Genomic DNA, 18310 nt, shown 5'->3' on the forward strand with positions numbered 1-18310 from the left:
GCGCATGGGATGAAGCGTAGCGAGATCACGCTATAACTTCTAATACTGTTTGCTGATGCGCCGCATCATTCGTTCTTATATGGGTGTTAGCCCGGATGACAGCGCTCTTACAGTTACGTATCAATAGACCCTCGCGCACGCCCGCACGGAAGGGCGCACGACGATAAGGCGCCCTGCACCGTCGACGAACGCAGGGTGATAATGTCACTGCACCCCATTAGCGTCGCTGATGCCCCGAGGGAAACATGGACCTCAAGCAAATTCAGTACTTCATCGCGCTGTTCGAGGACGGCTCGGTCACGCGCGCCGCGAAGCGGCTGAACATCGTGCAACCGGCCTTGAGCATGCAGATCGCGAAGCTCGAAGACGAACTGCATCAGCAGCTGTTCGAGCGCGGCGCAAACGGCATGGCGCCGACCGCCGCGGGACGGCTGATGTACCGCCTGTTTTTACCGATCATGCGCGACCTTTCCCACGCGCGGCAGCAACTTGTACAGCGCGACGAAGTGGTGACGGGGCATGTCGGCATCGGGCTGATCGCATCGGTGACCGAAAGCGTGCTCGCGGATTCGCTGTCGCGCTTTCACGCGCGTTACCCCGATGTCGAAGTCACCGTCGCCGATGGCTACAGCGCGACCTTCATCGACTGGGTGGCGGGCGGCCAGCTCGATGCCGCCATCATCAACAAGCCGCGCGCGCGCCTTTCGCTCGACTCGCGAGCGCTGCTCGACGAAGAGATGGTGCTTGCCACCAGCGCTGCGCACGGCCCCGACCTGCCGCACGCAATCGAACTCGCGCAATTGCCCGAACTCGAACTGGTGCTGCCGACGAAGCGCCACGGCCTGCGCGGCGTGCTCGACAGCGCCGCGCAACACGAGGACGTGTTGCTCGCGCCGCGCTTCGAAATCGACGTGCTTTCGACGATTCTGAAGCTCGTCGAGCACACGCGGTTCGCGACGATCCTGCCGCGCATCGTCGTTGAGCGGGCGGCGCGGCACGGCACGTTGCGCGCGCGCCCGATTCTGGCGCCTCGCATCGTGCGGCACATTGTCTGCGTGAACCATCCGCGCCGCCCGTTGAGCGCGGCGGCGGAAGCACTGATCGAGGTCATCGGCGACGAGTTGCACCGCGCGTCGAACATGTCGGGCGGCGAGCCCTCACACACCATCAAGGAACGTTCAGCATGAACGCACGACACTGGATTGCCGGCGAATGGACCGGCACACCCAACATCGACAGCATCGATCCCGCGACGGGCGAAGCCATCGGCCAGTTCGCCGACGGCGGATCGGGCGAAGCCGATGCCGCCATCGCCGCCGCGCGCCACGCGTTCGATCGCACGACATGGGCGCAGGACGCGCGTTTGCGCCAGGACGTGCTGCTTGGCTGGGCGTCGGCGCTCGAAGCCGAACGCGACACGCTCGCAACCCTGCTCACGCGCGAGAACGGCAAGGCGATCGCGCAATCGCGCGGCGAGATTGCGGGTGCGATATCGGAAGTACGCTATTACGCGGGGCTCGCGCGGCATATTGCCGGGCACGTGCTCGAACCGGAACCGGGCACGATATCGACGATGCTGCGCGAAGCGGCCGGCGTTGCGGCAATCATCGTGCCGTGGAATGCACCGGCCGTGCTGCTCGTGCGCTCGCTCGCGCCCGCACTGGCGGCCGGCTGCACGGCGATCGTCAAACCGGCGGCGCAGACGTCACTGCTCACGGCCGCGATGTTGCGCTGCTTCGAATGCACGGCGTTGCCTGAGGGCGCAGTGAACCTCGTCAACGAACGGGGACACGCGGCCGGCCAGCGGCTCGTGGATTCTCACGACGTCGATGTGGTGAGCTTCACGGGGTCGACGGCAACAGGCAAGAAGATCATGGCGGCCGCTGCCGACAGCATGAAGAAGCTGTCGCTCGAACTTGGCGGCAAGTCATGCTGCATCGTCTTCGACGATGCCGATATTGCGGCGATAGCGCCGCGTCTCGCGCGCGCCGCGACGATCATCTCCGGGCAGCAATGCACGGCGGCGCGCCGGGTGCTGGTTCATGCGTCGCGCGCCGCGGAGATGCGCGAACACCTCGCGTCGGCGCTTGCGTCCCTGAGGGTCGGACCGGGCATCGATCCAGCAACGGATATCGGCGCGCTCATCGACGGCACTACGCGCGATGCGGTGCAACGGACGATCGAGCGCGCGTGCGGGATGGCCGAGCGCGTGCTGCTGCGAGGCACTTGCTCGGGGCATGCGTTTCTGTCGCCTACGCTCGTCGAACATGGCGATCCCAAGGCGTTCTTCTGTCAGGACGAGATCTTTGGCCCGTTCGTCACGCTGGAAGTCTTCGAGAACGAAATGGAAGCGATCGACAAAGCCAACGACACCGTCTTCGGTCTCTCGGCAAGCGTATGGACGCACGACGGAGCGCGCGCGTTGCGCGTAGCGCGTGCGCTGCGCAACGGCACTGTGTGGATCAATGACCACAACAAGCTTTTCGCCGAAGCCGAAACGGGCGGCTATCGCCAAAGCGGACTGGGTCGGCTGCACGGCTACGATGCGCTTGCGGACTTCACCGAGTTGAAGCACATCTGCATGCCGGCCGGCGTTGCGGAACGTATTGCGCCGTTGCGGTGAATGGCAGGGAGGCGAGTCGATGACAGCGTGGATCTCGAAGTCCTGAAAAGCAGCGCGCGATGGTTGGCAGACGGGCATCGCGTGCTGCTGGTGACGGTGGTGAAGACGTGGGGATCGTCGCCGCGTCCCGCAGGCGCGATGCTTGCCGTGCGCGCCGATGGGCATGTGGTCGGGTCGGTCTCGGGCGGATGCATCGAAGACGATCTGATCGATCGCGTGCGGCGGCGAGGCATCGAACCGGAAAGGCCGCAGGCGTTGAAGTACGGCGTCAGCGCGCAAGAGGCGCATCGCTTCGGCCTGCCATGTGGCGGCACCATTCAGCTCGTGCTGGAGCCGTTGACGCCTGCGAGCGGTATCGCCGCGCTGTGCGCAGCGGTGGAAGCAGGCAGGCTCGTCGCGCGCACGCTCGACATGGCGACGGGCGCTGCGCGCCTCGAACCCGCGCAGGCGACGGACGGCGTCCTCTTCGACGGGACGACGCTGCTGACCATCCATGGGCCCCGTTACCGGATGCTGGTCATCGGCGCGGGACAGTTGTCGCGCTATCTGTGCAGCATCGCGGTTGGGCTGGATTATCAGGTCACGGTGTGCGATCCGCGCGAGGAATATACGGACGAGTGGAACGTGCCGGGCACGAGCATCGTTCGCGCCATGCCCGACGACACCGTGATGGACATGAAGCTCGACGAACGCTGTGCGGTGATTGCGCTGACGCACGATCCGAAGCTCGACGATCTCGCGCTGATGGAAGCGCTGAAAACGCCTGCGTTCTATGTGGGTGCGCTCGGTTCGCGTCGCAATAACGCGGCGCGGCGAAAGCGCTTGAAGGAGTTCGATCTCGACGATGCAGAACTCGCACGCCTGCACGGACCGGTGGGCATCTACATCGGCAGCCGGACGCCGCCGGAGATCGCCCTGTCGATACTTGCCGAATTGACGGCCGCGAAAAATGGCGTGCCGTTGCCACAACTGCTAGGGGTCGAAGGCGCGAAAGCGGCCCGCGAGATGGCGGGCAACGCGGTGAGCTGTGGCGCCTTGTAAGCGGAGCAGAAACGTAAGGCGCGATTGCAGTAATTTCATGAAAATTACTGCAATCATCACAGGATACCTCGGGGCCACAAAGCCCTTGGCTCGCATGCCTAAGCACCGGTTCCAGGAAAATCGCTCAAGACACCTTATGGGTCCAGCCGAATGCGTCAGAAATTTTCCCGCGCTGAATACCGGTGAGCGTAGTGCGAATTCGTTGCGTGACAGGGCCTTCGCCGCCATCGCCGATCTTGAATTCGCCCGCCGCGTGACGAACCTCTCCGATGGCCGTCACAACCGCTGCCGTACCACAGGCAAAGGCCTCCTTGACTCGACCGCTGATCGCATCGGCTTGCCACGATGCGAATGCATAAGGCTCTTCGGAGACTGCGATGCCCTCCCGTTTGGCCAGTTCAATAATGGAAGCGCGCGTAATACCGGGCAGGATGGTGCCCGATAGCGGAGGTGTACGCAGGGAGCCGTCGTCCATCACGAAGAACACGTTCATGCCGCCCAGTTCTTCGACCCATTTGTGTTCCGCAGCGTCGAGGAACACGACCTGGTCGCAGCCTTTCGCTGCCGCTTCGGTTTGCGCAATCAGGCTGGCGGCATAATTTCCGCCGCACTTGGCCGCGCCCGTTCCACCTGGCGCCGCACGGGTGTATTGGTCGGAGACCCAAACAGTGACCGCCGTCTTGCCCGCCTTGAAATACGGCCCAACGGGCGAAGCGATAACACAGAACAGATACTCGTTGGCGGCGCGCACCCCGAGGAAATTCTCCGTTGCAAACATGAAAGGCCGAAGGTACAAACTGCCATCGCCGCCAGGAACCCAGTCCCGGTCGATCTTCACGAGTGCCTCCACTGCGCCGACAAAGAGTGTTTCGGGGAGTTCCGCCATCGACATGCGCGCTGCCGACGCGCGAAACCGCCTGGCATTCTCGTGAGGCCTGAAAAGCGAGATCGAGCCGTCGTCGCCGCGATAGGCTTTCATGCCTTCGAAAATCTCCTGCGCGTAGTGCAGCACAGCGCAGGCGGGGTCGATCTGAAACGGCCGGCGCGGCTCAACTTTCGCGTCGTGCCAGCCAAGCGCATTGGTCCATCGAACGGTCGCCATGTGATCGGTGAACACGCGACCAAATACCGGGTTGGCGATGCTCGCGGCGATCTCATCGTGCGGGGTCGGTGTCGTGCTGGGCGAAATAACAAACTGGACAGTTGTTTCAGTATTCATGGTTTCTTCGAGCAATGACGAAAATAACGCGGCCGCAGGATATTCCTGCAGTCCGGCGGTCTGTGGTGTGAAAGCCTTTTTTCGCTAACCGTTATGGATGCATGCTGCCGGAATTCACGCCCTCGCCCTGCCGTGCCAGGGCGACCAGCGCGACATCGGAAACGATGGCCTCACGATCAGCGAGAGCCTTGAAGCGCGCGAACGCTGCATTCAATTCAGCGTCGCTGTTCATCATAACGCCGAGCTCACGCAGGCGCTGTTTGAAGGCAGTTCGACCGGAGAGCTTCCCAAGCACGATCCTGTTTGCACTCCAGCCTACGTCTTCCGCCCGCATGATTTCGTACGTATCGCGCGCTTTGAGCACACCGTCCTGGTGGATGCCGGACGCATGAGCGAACGCATTAGCGCCAACTACCGCCTTGTTGGGCTGCACTGCGAACCCGGTAATCTCCGAGACCAACTGCGAAGCCGCGACAATCTGGCTCGTATCGACGCGCACGTCGAGGTCGAAATGATCTCTCCGGGTCTTGACCGCCATGACGACTTCCTCGAGCGCCGTATTCCCTGCCCGTTCGCCAAGTCCGTTGATCGTGCACTCGATCTGCCTTGCGCCGCCGGATTTGACCGCGGCTAACGAGTTCGCCACGGCGAGGCCAAGATCATCGTGACAGTGCACCGAAAAAACCGCCCGGTCTGAATTCGGAATGCGCTCACGTAGTTCGCGGATCAATGCTGCATAACCTTCTGGCATGGCATAGCCAACGGTATCGGGTACGTTGATCGTGGTCGCGCCTTCGGCAATGACGCCTTCCAGCACCCGGCAGAGAAAGTCCATGTCTGAGCGACTAGCGTCCTCTGGCGAGAACTCGACGTCATCGGTGAAACGACGCGCCTCACGCACTGCGCGACGCGCCTGCTCGTACACCTGGTCGGGCGACATGCGGAGCTTTTTCTCCATATGCAGCGGCGACGTCGCGAGAAAGGTATGGATGCGAAAACGACTGGCTGGCTGCAGCGCTTCGGCCGCACGTGATATGTCACGCTCGTTCGCGCGTGCGAGAGAACAGATAATGCTATCTTTCACTTCGCTTGCGATTGCACGCACTGCCTGGAAATCGCCGTCGGAGCTCGCCGCGAAGCCCGCTTCGATCACGTCGACCCGCATACGCTCCAGCTGCCTGGCGATCCGGAGTTTTTCTTCTTTCGTCATCGACGCACCCGGCGACTGCTCTCCATCCCGCAAGGTGGTATCGAAAATGATGAGTTGTTCTGCCATGCCAGTCTCCTGTAGGGATCGGCAACTGCATTGATCAGGGGAATGGGGGTAGCCTTTCCCGCTTGCGCTTGCCGGTACGCTGGATCACAGCACCCGGCCGTCCGCGATTATAGCCAACGATATTTCAGCTGAACCTGGGGTCAACCCGCGACTTCGAAAGCCCGCTGGCGCGCCAACGGGCGGGCCGGACGGGGACCTGCAGTACGAGCCCGCCGATGACGGGACGAAGCAAAATTGTGCCCCTCCTCATTCGAAGACGATATTCACCCTCTGTGTCTCGATGACAATCTCATCGACGAAAACGAAGCGCCGACATTTGCTCGTGCGCGTGCGATGGGCTGGGTAGAAGAGCACTGCGTCTGGGCAACCGGGCCTGTGCCTAACCAGGCTGGTCGCAGGGTGCCAGGCCATTCAGCCTGAGAAATTGCACGCCGCAGCGTGCCCTCAACATGGCCAGATCAGTTCGCAGGGCGCTTCGCGCCTCGTCAAGCCAAGGCGCAAGGCAAGCTTCTGCGCCGCGCTCCATCTGCGCAAGGCGGGCGAGGCGTGCCCCGATCTCGGCATCAATATTCAGCATGGCCAAACTGACCCGTCATTGCCTGCCTGACAGGCAACTGGAAAGCGCCAGCCCGGCCTCTGCCGAAACGCGGCCCCCATCTTTCTCCACAACAAGTCGTGAAGCACCACCGTTGGCCTCTGACGTTCGCCATGTCAACTTGACGTATTGCACGCGCAAGTGAATTCAACACGATCGAGGTTCACGGCGCCTGCGACGGTTATGAGCCGAGCCGATTTTGCCTGGCCCCTGGACGCCGCGAGGTCCGGCCCCGCCATCCATCAGCGGATCATGCCGTCCCGGCATTCGAGGGCGAAGCAGCGTTAGCGACGATAGCCGGCCGCCCTGACCATCGTGCAGCGTCAGACTTCGGCGAGCCCTGGCAGGCGAGCGTCGGCGCGCCGACCCGCCGGCCAGGCGGCCAACACGTCTTGACGGCAGCGAGTTGTGGGCGGCACGTTGACCGCAGGTTCAAGCGGCAGTAAGGTGCGGATCGCATCCTGCGACGACGCGCAGGAGTGCCCGTACACACCTGTCATCTGCCCGACCGGATTTCGCCCAACACAACAATGCCGGCCGGCAATGACGGCCAGATAGAGGACCTTCGACATGACCACCACCAATCCAGGCGATATCGGCCGGGCCGATGACGTCCGCGCCGCGGCGGGTCATCCCCTGCTCACGGTCGTGGGCATCGGGACATCGGCCGGTGGCATTCCTGCGCTGATCAATTTTTTCAGTCATGCGCCGGCCTCCATGGGGATGGCGTTCGTCGTCATCATCCATCTGTCGCCGGAACACGAAAGCCACGCCGACGCGATCCTGCAGCGGGCCACCGCCATGCCGGTCGCTCAGGTCACGAGCGCTACGCGGATCGAAAGCAATCACGTGTATGTCATCGCGCCGGGCAAGCAGCTTCGCCTGTCCGACGGCTACCTGCACGTGACCGATCGCGATGAGCCGGACCGCAGGATTCTGACCATCGACGAGTTCTTCCGTACCCTCGCCGACGCCCAGGGCGTGAACGCCATGGGTATCGTGCTGTCCGGGACGGGCTCGGATGGGGCGGCGGGCCTCAGCCATATCAAGGAGAAAGGCGGCGTAACGATGGCGCAGGAGCCGAACGATGCCGAATATCCCGAGATGCCGAAGCATGCCATTACCACGGGACAGATCGATATCATCCTGCCGGCTGCCGAAATGCCCCAGAAGCTGCTGGAGCTGCGGGACAATGCCCGGCGAATCCACGTGCCCGAACTGGAAACGGCCGAGCCGGAGGAAGACGAAGGCATGCCGCGAGGCGATGCCGAGCGCGTACTCCAGGACATCCTGATGCATCTGCGCGTACGCACAGGCCATGATTTCCGTCACTACAAACGCGCCACGGTGCTGCGCCGCATCGAGCGGCGTCTGCAGGTGAACGGTCTTCCCGATCTCGAGCGCTACCGCAACTATCTGCGCAGCAACCCCGAAGAAACGACCGCGCTGCTTGCGGACATGCTGATCGGCGTTACGCAGTTCTTCCGCGACCGCGAGGCGTTTGACTTCCTGCGCGAGACGGTCACTCCCGAGCTGTTCCGCGCCGCCCCCAGCGATGCGCAGATTCGCGTATGGATTGCCGGCTGTTCGACGGGCGAGGAAGCCTACTCCATTGCCGTGCTCATGGCCCAGGCGCGTGAGGCAGCTGGCTCGGCATCCGCGCTGCAGGTCTTTGCCACAGATATCGATGAGACGGCAATCGCGCGTGCGCGCACCGGGTCCTACCCGGAGTCCATTGCCGCGGACGTGCCCGCCGATCTGCTGCGCCGCTACTTCATTCACGAGGCAGGCCGCTATGTGATCGTCAAGCCGGTACGTGAGCGCATTCTCTTTGCGGCACACAGCCTGCTGAAAGACCCGCCGTTTTCGCATCTCGATTTCATCTCCTGCAGGAACGTCCTCATCTATCTGGATCGCGCCGTTCAACGGCAGGTTCTGGAGCTGTTCCACTTTGCGCTGCGCCCTGGCGGATATCTCTTCCTCGGATCGGCCGAGTCTGCCGATGCAGCCGACGACCTCTTCACGGTCGTCGACAAAAAGCATCGCATCTACAGGGCGAGAAAGATCCTCAACCGCGCGAGGCAGGCAGTTTCCTTCCCTTCGCTGGCGCAGCCGGGTGTGGCCACCGAGGACGCGCAGTCGGTGGTCGCAAGCGCGAGACCGCCGCTGCCGCCCGACCGGCGCAACTTCTCATTTTCGGCGCTGCACCAGCGCGTCCTCGAAGAATACGCGCCGCCGAGCGTCATCGTGGACCGTGACTCGGCGATCGTGCATCTGTCCGATAACGCAGGCAGATTCCTGCATCATGCCGGGGGCGAGCCTTCGACCAATATCATGGCCGTCGTCGTACCCGAATTGCGGCTGGATCTTCGCACGACGCTGTTTCGCGCACTGCAAACCGGCGCGAGCGTCGAGGCCCGGCGCGTGAAGATGGTCCGCGACGGCCGCACGTCGTGGATCAACATGACTGTGCGCCCCTTTCACGACCCGGGCGTCAACGCCGACTTCTTCCTCGTGCTGTTCGACGAGGTGCAGGAGCGCATGTCCGAGGAAGGCGAAGCCGAGCACAAGGGCCAGGACCCGGTGCTGGTGCAGCTCGAACAGGAGTTGCAACACAGCCGCGAACAGCTGGCCACCACGATCGAGCAGTACGAGACGTCCGTCGAAGAGCTGAAGGCCTCGAACGAGGAATTGCAGGCAATCAACGAGGAACTTCGGTCGGCCACGGAAGAGCTGGAGAGCAGCAAGGAAGAATTGCAGTCGGTCAACGAGGAGCTGACGACGCTGAACTCGGAGTTGCACTCGCGTGTCGAGGAAACCGCGAAAGCGAACGACGACCTCCAGAACATCATCGTCTCGACCGAGATCGCAACCGTCTTCGTCGACAAGAAAATCCAGGTCAAGCGGTTCACCCCGAGCGCGACGCGCATCTTCAAGCTGATCGACTCGGACATCGGGCGCTCGCTGTTCGACATCACGCATTCCCTGAAGCACCCGTCGCTTGCGGAGGACGTCAAGGAAGCATTCGAAACGCTCAAGCTCATCGAGCGGGAAGTGCAAAGCCAGGACGGACGGTGGTATCTGATGCGGCTGTTGCCTTACCGCACGGCCGACGACCGCATCGATGGCGCAGTCCTCACGTTGATCGACATCACTGCGCGCCACGAGGCGGAAGAGCAGGCCAGAATCGGCGAACAGCGGCTGAGGCTTGTGGCCCAGTCGACCAACGATTACGCCATCATCGTTCACGATCCCGCCGGCCGCATCGTCAGTTGGAACACGGGCGCCGAGCGGATCTTCGGCTATGCCGAAGCCGAGGTCAGGGGCAAGGACATCTCGCTCATCTACGAACCGCAGGACCGTGAGACACAGGCGCCCGTGCGCGAACGGGAGACAGCCGCGACCGAAGGGCGCGCCGACGACGAGCGCTGGTACGTAACCCGGGACCACCGCCGCGTGTGGTGCAGCGGTGTCGTCACGCCGATCTCCGATGCGTCGTTCACGGGCTTTGCCAAGATCCTGCGTGACCTCACGCAGCGCAAGCAGCGCGAGGACGCCAAGGACGATGCGCTGATGCACGAACAGGAGGAGCGGCAGCGCGTGTCGGACACGAGCCAGTTGAAAGACGAGTTCATCGCGGTGCTCTCTCACGAGCTCAAAAACCCGCTGAACCTCATCGGCATGAAGGCCGAAACACTGCCGCGACTGCCCCAGACGCGCGATATCGCGGTAGTGCGCGTGACTGCCGACGCGATCAAGCGCGCGGTTCGCAGCCAGGCGCAGATCATCGACGATCTCCTTGACCTGTCGCGCGTTCGCACCGGCAAGCTCGCGCTCGAACTGGAGCCGGTCGATTTCGCCGCGACGGTGCGCGACATCACCCAGGCCTGCGAGCCCGATACCGCCGCACGCCACATCAGTCTGTCCGTCACCGGCACGGAGCAGCCCGCCATGGTGAGCGCCGACCGCGCCCGTTGCGAACAGATCCTGTGGAACCTCGTGTCGAATGCAATCAAGTTCACCCGCGACGGTGGCGCAATCGAAGTGCGCCTGACTCACGAGGCGAACATGGTGCGCGTCGATGTGATTGACAACGGCGAAGGCATCGCGGCGTCGGAACTGCCCCACATCTTCGAGATGTATCGTCAGGGAGCGCGCAGCCGGACCAGGAGCGGCCTTGGAATCGGCCTCGCCGTCGTGAGGCAGCTCGTCGACATGCACGGTGGTCGCGTCGCCGCTCAGTCCGACGGGCCAGGCCGCGGAACCACGCTGACCGTATGGCTTCCGGCGCTGGACAGCACGCCAGAAGCTGGACAGGACACGCCGCTTTCGGGATCGCTTGCAGGCGTGCGGGCCATGCTTGCGCTCGACGACCCGGAGACCACTGCATCCCTTGGCAAGCTGCTCGAACTGGAGGGCGCGACCATCATCACCGCCAACGACATGGACCACGCGATCAGGGCGATGGAGAGCCAACCGGTCGATGTCGTGATCTGTGAGGTCCAGGACTCGGCTGCCAACGCACAGGAATTCATCGCTCGCGTGAAGGCCAGGCCGTTACTCGAGAGCGCCCGCACCGTGGCGGTGACGGCCAGTGACCAGGAAGCCGGGCGACGCCGTATTCTCGAGGCCGGATTCGACGCGCAGATCAGCAAGCCGATCGACTTTCAGGCACTGACGCAGATCCTGAGAAACTTCCTGCCGACGCTGAACAGCCGGTAGTGCGGTCTGAGCCTGCTGCTGCGACGAAGCATCTCGTCGCAGCAGCAGATTCGCCGCACTCATCCAGACTGCGGAGAAGCGGGAACAGTGTTTGCGCAAGCGCCATGAACGCGGAGAACCATGGAATCACGCCACATTGTCGTCATCGGCGGTTCGCGCGGCGCTTTCGGCGTACTGCGCACACTCGCTGCCCGACTACCGCCTGACCTGCCGGCGGCCGTGTGCATCGTATTGCACGTCGGCCGGCACGAGAGCGCCCTGCCCGAGCTGATATCAAGGTGGGGCCCCCTGCCGGCAAGCCACCCTGTTGACGGGGAGCGCGTCGCGAGCGGCAGGATTTACGTCGCACCGCCGGATCGTCACCTGCGGCTATCGCGGCATCGGCTTCATCTGGATGACGGAGCCGCCGAAAACTTCGCACGCCCCGCCGCCGATCCCCTGTTCAGGTCCGCCGCGGCCAGTTACGGCGAACACGTCGTCGCCGCCGTACTCAGTGGAGATCTCGACGACGGCGCCGCAGGACTCGCAATCGTACGCGCGCATGGCGGCTACTGTATCGTCCAGGACCCGGCCGACTGCGAGGCCCCGTCCATGCCCTGCTCAGCGCTCGCGGCTGCAGGTGCTGACGCGATCGCGAGTGGCGAACGGCTCGCGGACCACATCCTGGCAGCCGTGCACGGTGCACCGCGCAGGGAGGTGAACCTCATGCCCACCGAAAAACCGGATCCGGAGGCCAGCCTGGACGGGATGGACGTCGTCGAACCGGAGGACCTCGACAGGGTCGGGGAACGTTCACCGATCACCTGTCCTGAATGCGGTGGCACCCTCTGGCGCATGCGTGACGACCGGGTCCTGCGCTATCGCTGCCACACGGGCCACGCCTTTAATGCACTCTCCCTCCAGGATGGCCGGGAGAAGGTCGAGGAAGAAGCCATATGGTCAGCGATCCGCGCAGTCAACGAGCGGATCATATTTGCGCGCGAGCGGCAGAAATGGGCCGAACGTGTCGGCGATCGAAAAGAAGTCGAAATCGAGCAGGCGCGAATCGACGAAAGCGCGAGGCTTCTCGAGGCGCTAAGAAGCGCGTTCCGAAGCGGGAGCGATGAGGCGCTGGCCCAATGACGGTTCGCCGTTCGGGGCGGTATTGAGGGCGTGGACCGGTCGAACGCTGGGCGCCGCCCCGGTATCTGCCTGCAACGCGGGCGTCCCGGGCAGTGTCGAGTAACTTGGGGCATTCCCCAAGGGACTTTCAGCGTGCCGCCCTGATATTGTGCAACGCACAATCAACTGGAGCGCGATGGAGACTAATACGAATGGCTCATGACCTGCTCGTCGCACTGCTTAACCTCGACGCAGAGATCAAGTACCGCCTGGCGCGGCTGACGCAACTCGATTGCCAAACAGATGAGCCGGTGACGCCGTGGCGGCAGGAAGCCCGCGCCGATCTGCTCGGGGAGCTGGCCCTGCTGCAGGCACGCCGTGAAGAATGTTTTCTCAAGCTGAACGGCGTGCGGCGCGAACCATCTTCCGGGTCACCGCCACGCGCGGATCCGCTTCCCGAACGAACAGGTACGAGCACCGGTTCATATCCCAGGTCGGATCCGCCAACACTTGACGCTTCACCAGTTGCATTCGAGGGACACGTTCTCGCGCCGCGCTACGGCGGGGTCCGTGTACGGTCTCATGCCGCGCTGGAAAAAGGCGTCGGGAGCCCAAGCCGTCCGCGCTGACCTCGCTACCCTTTCCTCGCCGGTCGCAAGTCCTCTTCGATGCGCCTCGAACGCATCGATGGCTTCGGGTGCAACCGAGATCCGGCCTGCTCGCCTCTAGAGCGAAGGACGGAATACGCTGCGGGCCATGCCGCCACAGGCGTCAGGTACAAAGCGCTTTGCGGAGGGAGTCGTTTTCGACCGGACAGGTTGGGCCGTCGTTGGGCCCGGCGCACAGAATCCTGCGCGTGGTTTAGCTTCCGTATGCGTCGCCCAACGGGTCACCCGGTATGTATTCCGTCAAAAAAACGGCGTCCTCCGAACCGGAACGACGCGGCGAGTCGCTACTTGCAGCCATCCGGGGGGGTGGACCTCCGCCATCCTTGCCGCGGAGCGGCTTGTACGAAACTCGCGCATTGAGGACAGCAGCAGACCACAAACAGCCAACCCAACGAAGCTTGCGGCCGCAATGATCAAGCTCGTCGACGCGCCGAAAACACCGTTGGGCGTTCCGCCTGGCACCGAACACCCCGGCTGCCATCGCCGCGAAAAACGCTTGCGTGGTGCAGAAAACGGTAGCGTGGAAGGCACTGTCGGCGTCGACTGACGTTGATTGCTGAGTGACGAACGCGGCGGCTCGATATCTCCAGCCGCTGCTCGCGTGACTGCCCGTGTACCTTGAAGTCGTTGTCCTTGACTATCACGCGAGATTGCCTCGAGCCTGGCCGGAAACGCGCACCCGCCCTGCGCCATAGCCCGTCGCCGATAACAATAAAACTGATCAACATCAACGGATTTGTACGGCGAGGCGCGACCATTGCACTTATGACGCCGGACTCGCGCTGGTTCTGTTTCCGCATTGGCAAGTGGGGCCGTTATGGGCATTGGTATGCAGATAACCTATGTCGGGTTACCCCGAGCGGCATCATTGGAGAGCGAGGCTGCGTTGCAGCTCTTGCGCCTGCAAATATACGCCCCGTATGTCCCGGATCTCTGGTTATCGATTGAGCGCCATGGCACCTCGCCGGCAAACGCGGAATACGAGGTCCGCCTTTCAGTCGGGAAGACAAAAGACGGCGCCAGACGCATCGGACGCTGCGTTCGCGATAGCGTTGAAGCAGCGCTTCGTTGCGCTTTTAATATCGCGGTTCGGACTCTCGAACTCATCGCGCTGCATTGCCGGTGGTGACTTCGGTCAATTTACGCCTTCTGCGTGAGAGGCAGCACCCGAGGCGATCATCAGGCTCGATGGTCGGGCCCACTAGAGGACACTCGATCCCTCGCGACGATCGGCGGCGATGCGGTCATTCGGCAGCGAATGCGGGCACCCATCGCGCAACGACAGATGGCTTCGGCATCATCGCGCCTGCCGTGCCTGGCAGCCGGACGGCTGCGCAGCCTCGGCATCAACGTGCTTGCTGCCGCCGACATCGCGCGCCGCCAGAACTGCAGCACTATACGTTAGGATTTCGAATTTATCGATACGACCAGTTTCTTGTCCGACGAGCATCTTCAGGTCGGTTGCGTCGCTGTCCGTGCCGCGTCATTGCTTAAAAAAACGGCGTCCTCCGAACCGGAACGACGCCGCGAGTCGCCTTTTGAAGCTGTCCCGGAGCGGGTGGCCACCGGAACGAAGGAAGTATAGCCATCCATGGCGGAGAGCGGCCTGTACGAAAGTCGCGCATTGAGGACAACAGCCGAGCGCCGCCGTCGTGTGCTCCTGCGCAATTGTATCGACGATGGACTTGACGATTTTCGGCAGGTCGATCTCAAGCGTGCGCTGTTAAGCGAGACGCGAGTAACCGCTGCCAAAATCGTCGATGTACAACGGATGCCCTGCCGCCCGGAAAGCCGCAACGACGCCGGGAGTGGCATCGGCGTTCACGAAGCGGCGCTCCCGTCGCCTCTGCGGGCCGCATTTGTGTGAGAGGCGAGAAGGTTCAGGAAAGCGGGAAGCGCAAAGATCCAGCGTCCCCAACGCTTAGGAATACCTCGGGCGAGATGGCCTTCGCGTTCGGCTTCCAGCGCACCGGCTGAGTAAGTGATCCCATTGCCATGCTGCCCTGGGGCGCCCGCGACTGCGCGACCTGGGTACGCGTAATGCGCTCCGGTTCGCAACGGTTGCGCCGTTGCCGGGCGGTTTGCTGCTGATGTGCCCCTGTGTTTCGGCAGCGGGGAGCCAGTATTTGGCTTCGCAAGGAAATGTCGTGAGCAAGAAGACTTCGAAACAGCCCCCAGATCCGGGCGAGAGGGCGCCGATACTCGCACGGATTCGCGCGCAAAAGAAGGCGCGATCGGCCTACGACTATGTGCGTGGCAGCACGAAGCGCTTCTATGACTGGCTCGATAGCCAGGCCGCGAACGCCTTGCCCGTCGGGCCGGCTATCTGGATATGCGGTGACTGCCATCTCGGCAATCTCGGGCCGCTCGCCGATGCGGATGGCGAGGTAGCGGTTCAGATCAGAGACCTGGACCAGAGCGTGATCGGCAATCCGGTGCACGACCTGCTACGACTGGGACTTTCGCTGGCAACTGCGGCGCGCAGCGCGGACATGCCAGGCGTTATCACCTTTCGTATGGCGCAAGCGCTTCTCGACGGCTACGAGCAGGCGTTCGATGATGCCCGCCCGGACAGGACGAAGCCCGTTCAGCGACCGGCTGTCGTCAAGGTTGCAATGAAGGCGGCGCTGCACCGGTCCTGGCGGAAGCTCGACCAGCAGACGATCGACGGCAGTGCCCGCATTCCTCAAGGCAAGCGCTTCTGGCCGCTATCCCCTGTTGAAGCGCAGGATATTCGTGCGCTATTCGAATCGCAGTCCGGTCGGGAAGTCCGGCAAGCGCTATATCCACAGGCCAAAGCCGAGGGGAAAATCGACGTGCTCGACGCAGCATTTTGGGTTAAAGGATGCAGTTCCCTCGGACGGCGCCGGTACGCGGTGCTGCTCGACATCGACGGGACTTGTTCAGCAGGCGGGCCTCCATGCCTGATCGACGTGAAGGAAGCCGTCGCCGCAGCGGCGCCGAGACAGGCCGGCGTGCTGATGCCGCGTGACAACGCAAGGCGTGTCGTGGAGGGGGCGAGACACGTGTCACCGCTGCTCGGAAACCGCATGTGCGCGGCTCGTCTGGACGGCTGCGCGGTCGTGATTCGCGAGCTGATGCCCCAGGATCTCAAGCTCGATGCTGAGCGCCTCACCGAAGCGGACGCGGTCAAGGCGGCGCGCTTCCTCGCGCTCGTGATCGGTCAGGCCCACGCACAGCAAATGAATCCTGCCACCCGCAAAAGCTGGCTGGCTGAGCTGCAGACAAGACGCCCACGATCGGTCAATGTTCCCTCCTGGCTATGGCGCTGCATGGTTGATCTAACGCTCGCCCATGAAGAGGAATACCTGGAACATTGCAGGCGCTATGCGCTTGATCGTTAGCGTAAGCCTTCGGCGCGACGGACCCAGGATGGATGCGCGAGTGGCGGTTGGTGCTTCCGAAGTTCGGATAGCAGGTATGTATGTCGCCCTGCTAGTTGTGACATTCCGGGAAATTTGACGAAAGCTCTTCTTGAATGAGCGAGGCGGCGATGCGAATCCTTCGGACTCCAAAGCCGTTGCGCGAGAGCTTGAGGGTCACAGCAGTGCCACAGCATGGCCCTCTTCGTCTGCTCGCGCCGCTTTCACCGTCCCGTTGAGTCCCAGCATATTCGTCTGAAAGCCGCGCCTTTGACAATGCCGGTGGAGCAAGCAATGCCAGCCGACCTCTACCTTGTAGCCGCCATCGGCTAAACGGCCTGACCACCGAGCGGGCTGCCCTCGCCTCACTCCCGTGAAGCGCCCATGTGCCGAAAGGATCGTCGCACTATGAAAGAAAGCATCAGCGCGACTGCAGCTTGAATCCCTCGCCGCCGATACCCGCCCGATCCACCGCCGCGATGCGGTTGCGTCCCTGATCTTTGGCCTGGTAGAGTTGGGCATCCGTCAGGTTGATGAACGCCGTAATGTCGATGCCTTCGTTCGGCACGACGGTGGCCACTCCAAAGCTCGCCGTGACACGCTGACCGTGGGGGGATCGCAGATGCGCGATGCCTTCCTCCCCGATCAGCGCGCGGCAACGCTGCGCGATGCGCACGGCCTGATCGGCGTCGGTTTGCGCGAGCACGAGCACGAATTCCTCGCCGCCAAACCGGCCCAGGAACGCGTTCGGCCCGGCTGCCTCGCCGAGCACGCGCGCAATACGCTTCAGACATTCGTCGCCCTGCAGGTGACCGTAATAGTCGTTGTATGACTTGAAGAAATCGATGTCGATCATCACGAGCGAAAGCGGCTTTCCCGATGCCGCCGCGCTCGCCCATTCGCGTGCAATGACCGTGTCGAACATGCGACGGTTGCCGATGCCCGTCAAACTGTCGGACAGCGAGAGGCGTTCCAGTTCGCGCTGGAGTTCCGCGAGCCGTTCCTCCGTGCGCTTGCGTTCGCTGATGTCGAACATGAAGCCGATCAGCGCGTCAACGTCGCCGTTCTCTTTGCGCACGACGTGGACAACGTCGCGAATCCACACGTAGCCGCCGTCCGCCGTAAGTGCGCGATAGTCCGCCTCATGGTCGGTGCCCGCCTGCGACTGCGCAACGCAAAAATTCACCACGTCCTCACGGTCGTCAGGATGCATGCGTGCGGCCCAGTCCTCGACCGTTCTCCATGTGGACGGCGCGTAGCCGAGCAGTGCTTCGATCTGCGGGCCGATATAGGCGAACTGCATCGTCGCCCAGTCGATCTTCCAGGGGATCGCCCTGGTGGATTCGAGCAGCGTGCGATAAACGGCGGGGTTGTCCTCGCCGGGCTGACGCCCGGGGGGTGCAAGGCTGTCCTCATGGCGCAGGAATGCGGCCTGAAGCGAACTGCGTGCCAGATCTTTTTCTTCGTGGCTCATCGTGATCGTCCAATAACGCGTAAGTGCGTTATCGGCAAGTAGCAGCAGAGTCTTGAACGCGGCGTGAAGGTTGTTCGCCTGAAACCTCGTACGGCGACGCTCCTGTTGCCGTACGGCAGCCGCCTCGTTTTCGAGCTTGGCCAGTTGCGCTTTGAGTTCCCTGTACGTTGCCACCTTCGCGCAACGCGGGCGCTTTCGGCAAATGTCC

General features: G+C 62.9%; 12 protein-coding genes and 1 pseudogene. 9 read left to right on the forward strand and 4 right to left on the reverse strand.

What is annotated here, in order from left to right:
• The first annotated feature begins 245 nt into the window (after positions 1–245).
• Genes VSR34_RS14960 through VSR34_RS14970 form a run of 3 tightly spaced genes read left to right on the forward strand, consistent with a single transcriptional unit; the run spans position 246 to position 3664 of the window.
• Positions 246–1187: a LysR family transcriptional regulator gene (locus tag VSR34_RS14960; protein WP_028213739.1), complete on the forward strand. Its 942-nt coding sequence runs from the start codon at positions 246–248 to the stop codon at positions 1185–1187.
• Entirely contained in the window at positions 1184–2623 is a 1440-nt protein-coding gene (locus VSR34_RS14965; RefSeq protein ID WP_028213740.1) for an aldehyde dehydrogenase family protein, read from the forward strand. The genes VSR34_RS14960 and VSR34_RS14965 overlap by 4 nt, the downstream gene beginning before the upstream one ends.
• A complete protein-coding gene (locus VSR34_RS14970; RefSeq protein ID WP_342962789.1) occupies positions 2624–3664 on the forward strand; it encodes an XdhC family protein in 1041 nt (346 codons plus the stop codon). It abuts the gene before it with no gap.
• Between the two features lie 124 nt (positions 3665–3788).
• Here the strand turns inward: VSR34_RS14970 and VSR34_RS14975 are convergent, their stop codons facing one another.
• The 3 genes and pseudogenes from VSR34_RS14975 to VSR34_RS14985 form a co-directional block, all read right to left on the reverse strand.
• Positions 3789–4883: a branched-chain amino acid aminotransferase gene (locus tag VSR34_RS14975; protein WP_028213742.1), complete on the reverse strand. Its 1095-nt coding sequence runs from the start codon at positions 4881–4883 to the stop codon at positions 3789–3791.
• 136 nt (positions 4884–5019) lie between these two features.
• A pseudogene (locus VSR34_RS14980) lies at positions 5020–6159 on the reverse strand (2-isopropylmalate synthase); the annotation flags it as partial.
• 918 nt (positions 6160–7077) lie between these two features.
• Positions 7078–7326, reverse strand: a complete 249-nt coding sequence (locus tag VSR34_RS14985; protein ID WP_154671246.1) for a hypothetical protein — start codon at positions 7324–7326, stop codon at positions 7078–7080.
• Here VSR34_RS14985 and VSR34_RS14990 point away from each other — a divergent pair.
• From VSR34_RS14990 to VSR34_RS15015, 6 genes are all read left to right on the forward strand, one after another.
• The gene (locus VSR34_RS14990) at positions 7325–11476 is read left to right on the forward strand and encodes a CheR family methyltransferase (protein ID WP_342962790.1); all 4152 of its coding nucleotides are present in this window, start codon (positions 7325–7327) and stop codon (positions 11474–11476) included. The two genes, VSR34_RS14985 and VSR34_RS14990, sit on opposite strands and share 2 nt — an antisense overlap.
• 120 nt (positions 11477–11596) lie before the next feature.
• Positions 11597–12598 (forward strand): chemotaxis protein CheB, encoded by a 1002-nt coding sequence (locus tag VSR34_RS14995; RefSeq protein WP_028230984.1) that lies wholly within the window; start codon positions 11597–11599, stop codon positions 12596–12598.
• Between the two features lie 191 nt (positions 12599–12789).
• Complete coding sequence (locus tag VSR34_RS15000; RefSeq protein WP_154671247.1) at positions 12790–13206, forward strand: hypothetical protein; 417 nt, start codon at positions 12790–12792, stop codon at positions 13204–13206.
• A 448-nt stretch (positions 13207–13654) separates the two neighbouring features.
• On the forward strand, positions 13655–13792 hold the full coding sequence (locus VSR34_RS15005; protein WP_342962791.1) for a hypothetical protein: 138 nt from the start codon (positions 13655–13657) through the stop codon (positions 13790–13792).
• Positions 13793–14836: 1044 nt separating this feature from the next.
• Complete coding sequence (locus tag VSR34_RS15010; RefSeq protein ID WP_342962792.1) at positions 14837–15112, forward strand: hypothetical protein; 276 nt, start codon at positions 14837–14839, stop codon at positions 15110–15112.
• A 280-nt stretch (positions 15113–15392) separates the two neighbouring features.
• On the forward strand, positions 15393–16610 hold the full coding sequence (locus VSR34_RS15015) for a DUF2252 family protein (RefSeq protein ID WP_028212714.1): 1218 nt from the start codon (positions 15393–15395) through the stop codon (positions 16608–16610).
• Positions 16611–17049: 439 nt separating this feature from the next.
• Here the strand turns inward: VSR34_RS15015 and VSR34_RS15020 are convergent, their stop codons facing one another.
• Positions 17050–18102, reverse strand: a complete 1053-nt coding sequence (locus tag VSR34_RS15020) for a sensor domain-containing diguanylate cyclase (protein WP_342962793.1) — start codon at positions 18100–18102, stop codon at positions 17050–17052.
• Positions 18103–18310: the final 208 nt, after the last annotated feature.

The organism is Paraburkholderia sp. JHI2823 (assembly GCF_038900695.1).
Lineage (GTDB): Bacteria > Pseudomonadota > Gammaproteobacteria > Burkholderiales > Burkholderiaceae > Paraburkholderia > Paraburkholderia mimosarum.

What these genes read in the sequence shown, in the direction of transcription:
- VSR34_RS14970 (WP_342962789.1), top strand. Translation starts at nt 2,624, where the DNA reads ATGGCAGGGAGGCGAGTCGATGACAGCGTGGATCTCGAAGTCCTGAAA.
- VSR34_RS14960 (WP_028213739.1), top strand. Translation starts at nt 246, where the DNA reads ATGGACCTCAAGCAAATTCAGTACTTCATCGCGCTGTTCGAGGACGGC.
- VSR34_RS14965 (WP_028213740.1), top strand. Translation starts at nt 1,184, where the DNA reads ATGAACGCACGACACTGGATTGCCGGCGAATGGACCGGCACACCCAAC.
- VSR34_RS15000 (WP_154671247.1), top strand. Translation starts at nt 12,790, where the DNA reads ATGGCTCATGACCTGCTCGTCGCACTGCTTAACCTCGACGCAGAGATC.
- VSR34_RS14990 (WP_342962790.1), top strand. Translation starts at nt 7,325, where the DNA reads ATGACCACCACCAATCCAGGCGATATCGGCCGGGCCGATGACGTCCGC.
- VSR34_RS15010 (WP_342962792.1), top strand. Translation starts at nt 14,837, where the DNA reads ATGGCGGAGAGCGGCCTGTACGAAAGTCGCGCATTGAGGACAACAGCC.
- VSR34_RS14975 (WP_028213742.1), bottom strand. Translation starts at nt 4,883, where the DNA reads ATGAATACTGAAACAACTGTCCAGTTTGTTATTTCGCCCAGCACGACA.
- VSR34_RS14985 (WP_154671246.1), bottom strand. Translation starts at nt 7,326, where the DNA reads ATGTCGAAGGTCCTCTATCTGGCCGTCATTGCCGGCCGGCATTGTTGT.
- VSR34_RS14995 (WP_028230984.1), top strand. Translation starts at nt 11,597, where the DNA reads ATGGAATCACGCCACATTGTCGTCATCGGCGGTTCGCGCGGCGCTTTC.
- VSR34_RS15005 (WP_342962791.1), top strand. Translation starts at nt 13,655, where the DNA reads ATGATCAAGCTCGTCGACGCGCCGAAAACACCGTTGGGCGTTCCGCCT.
- VSR34_RS15020 (WP_342962793.1), bottom strand. Translation starts at nt 18,102, where the DNA reads ATGAGCCACGAAGAAAAAGATCTGGCACGCAGTTCGCTTCAGGCCGCA.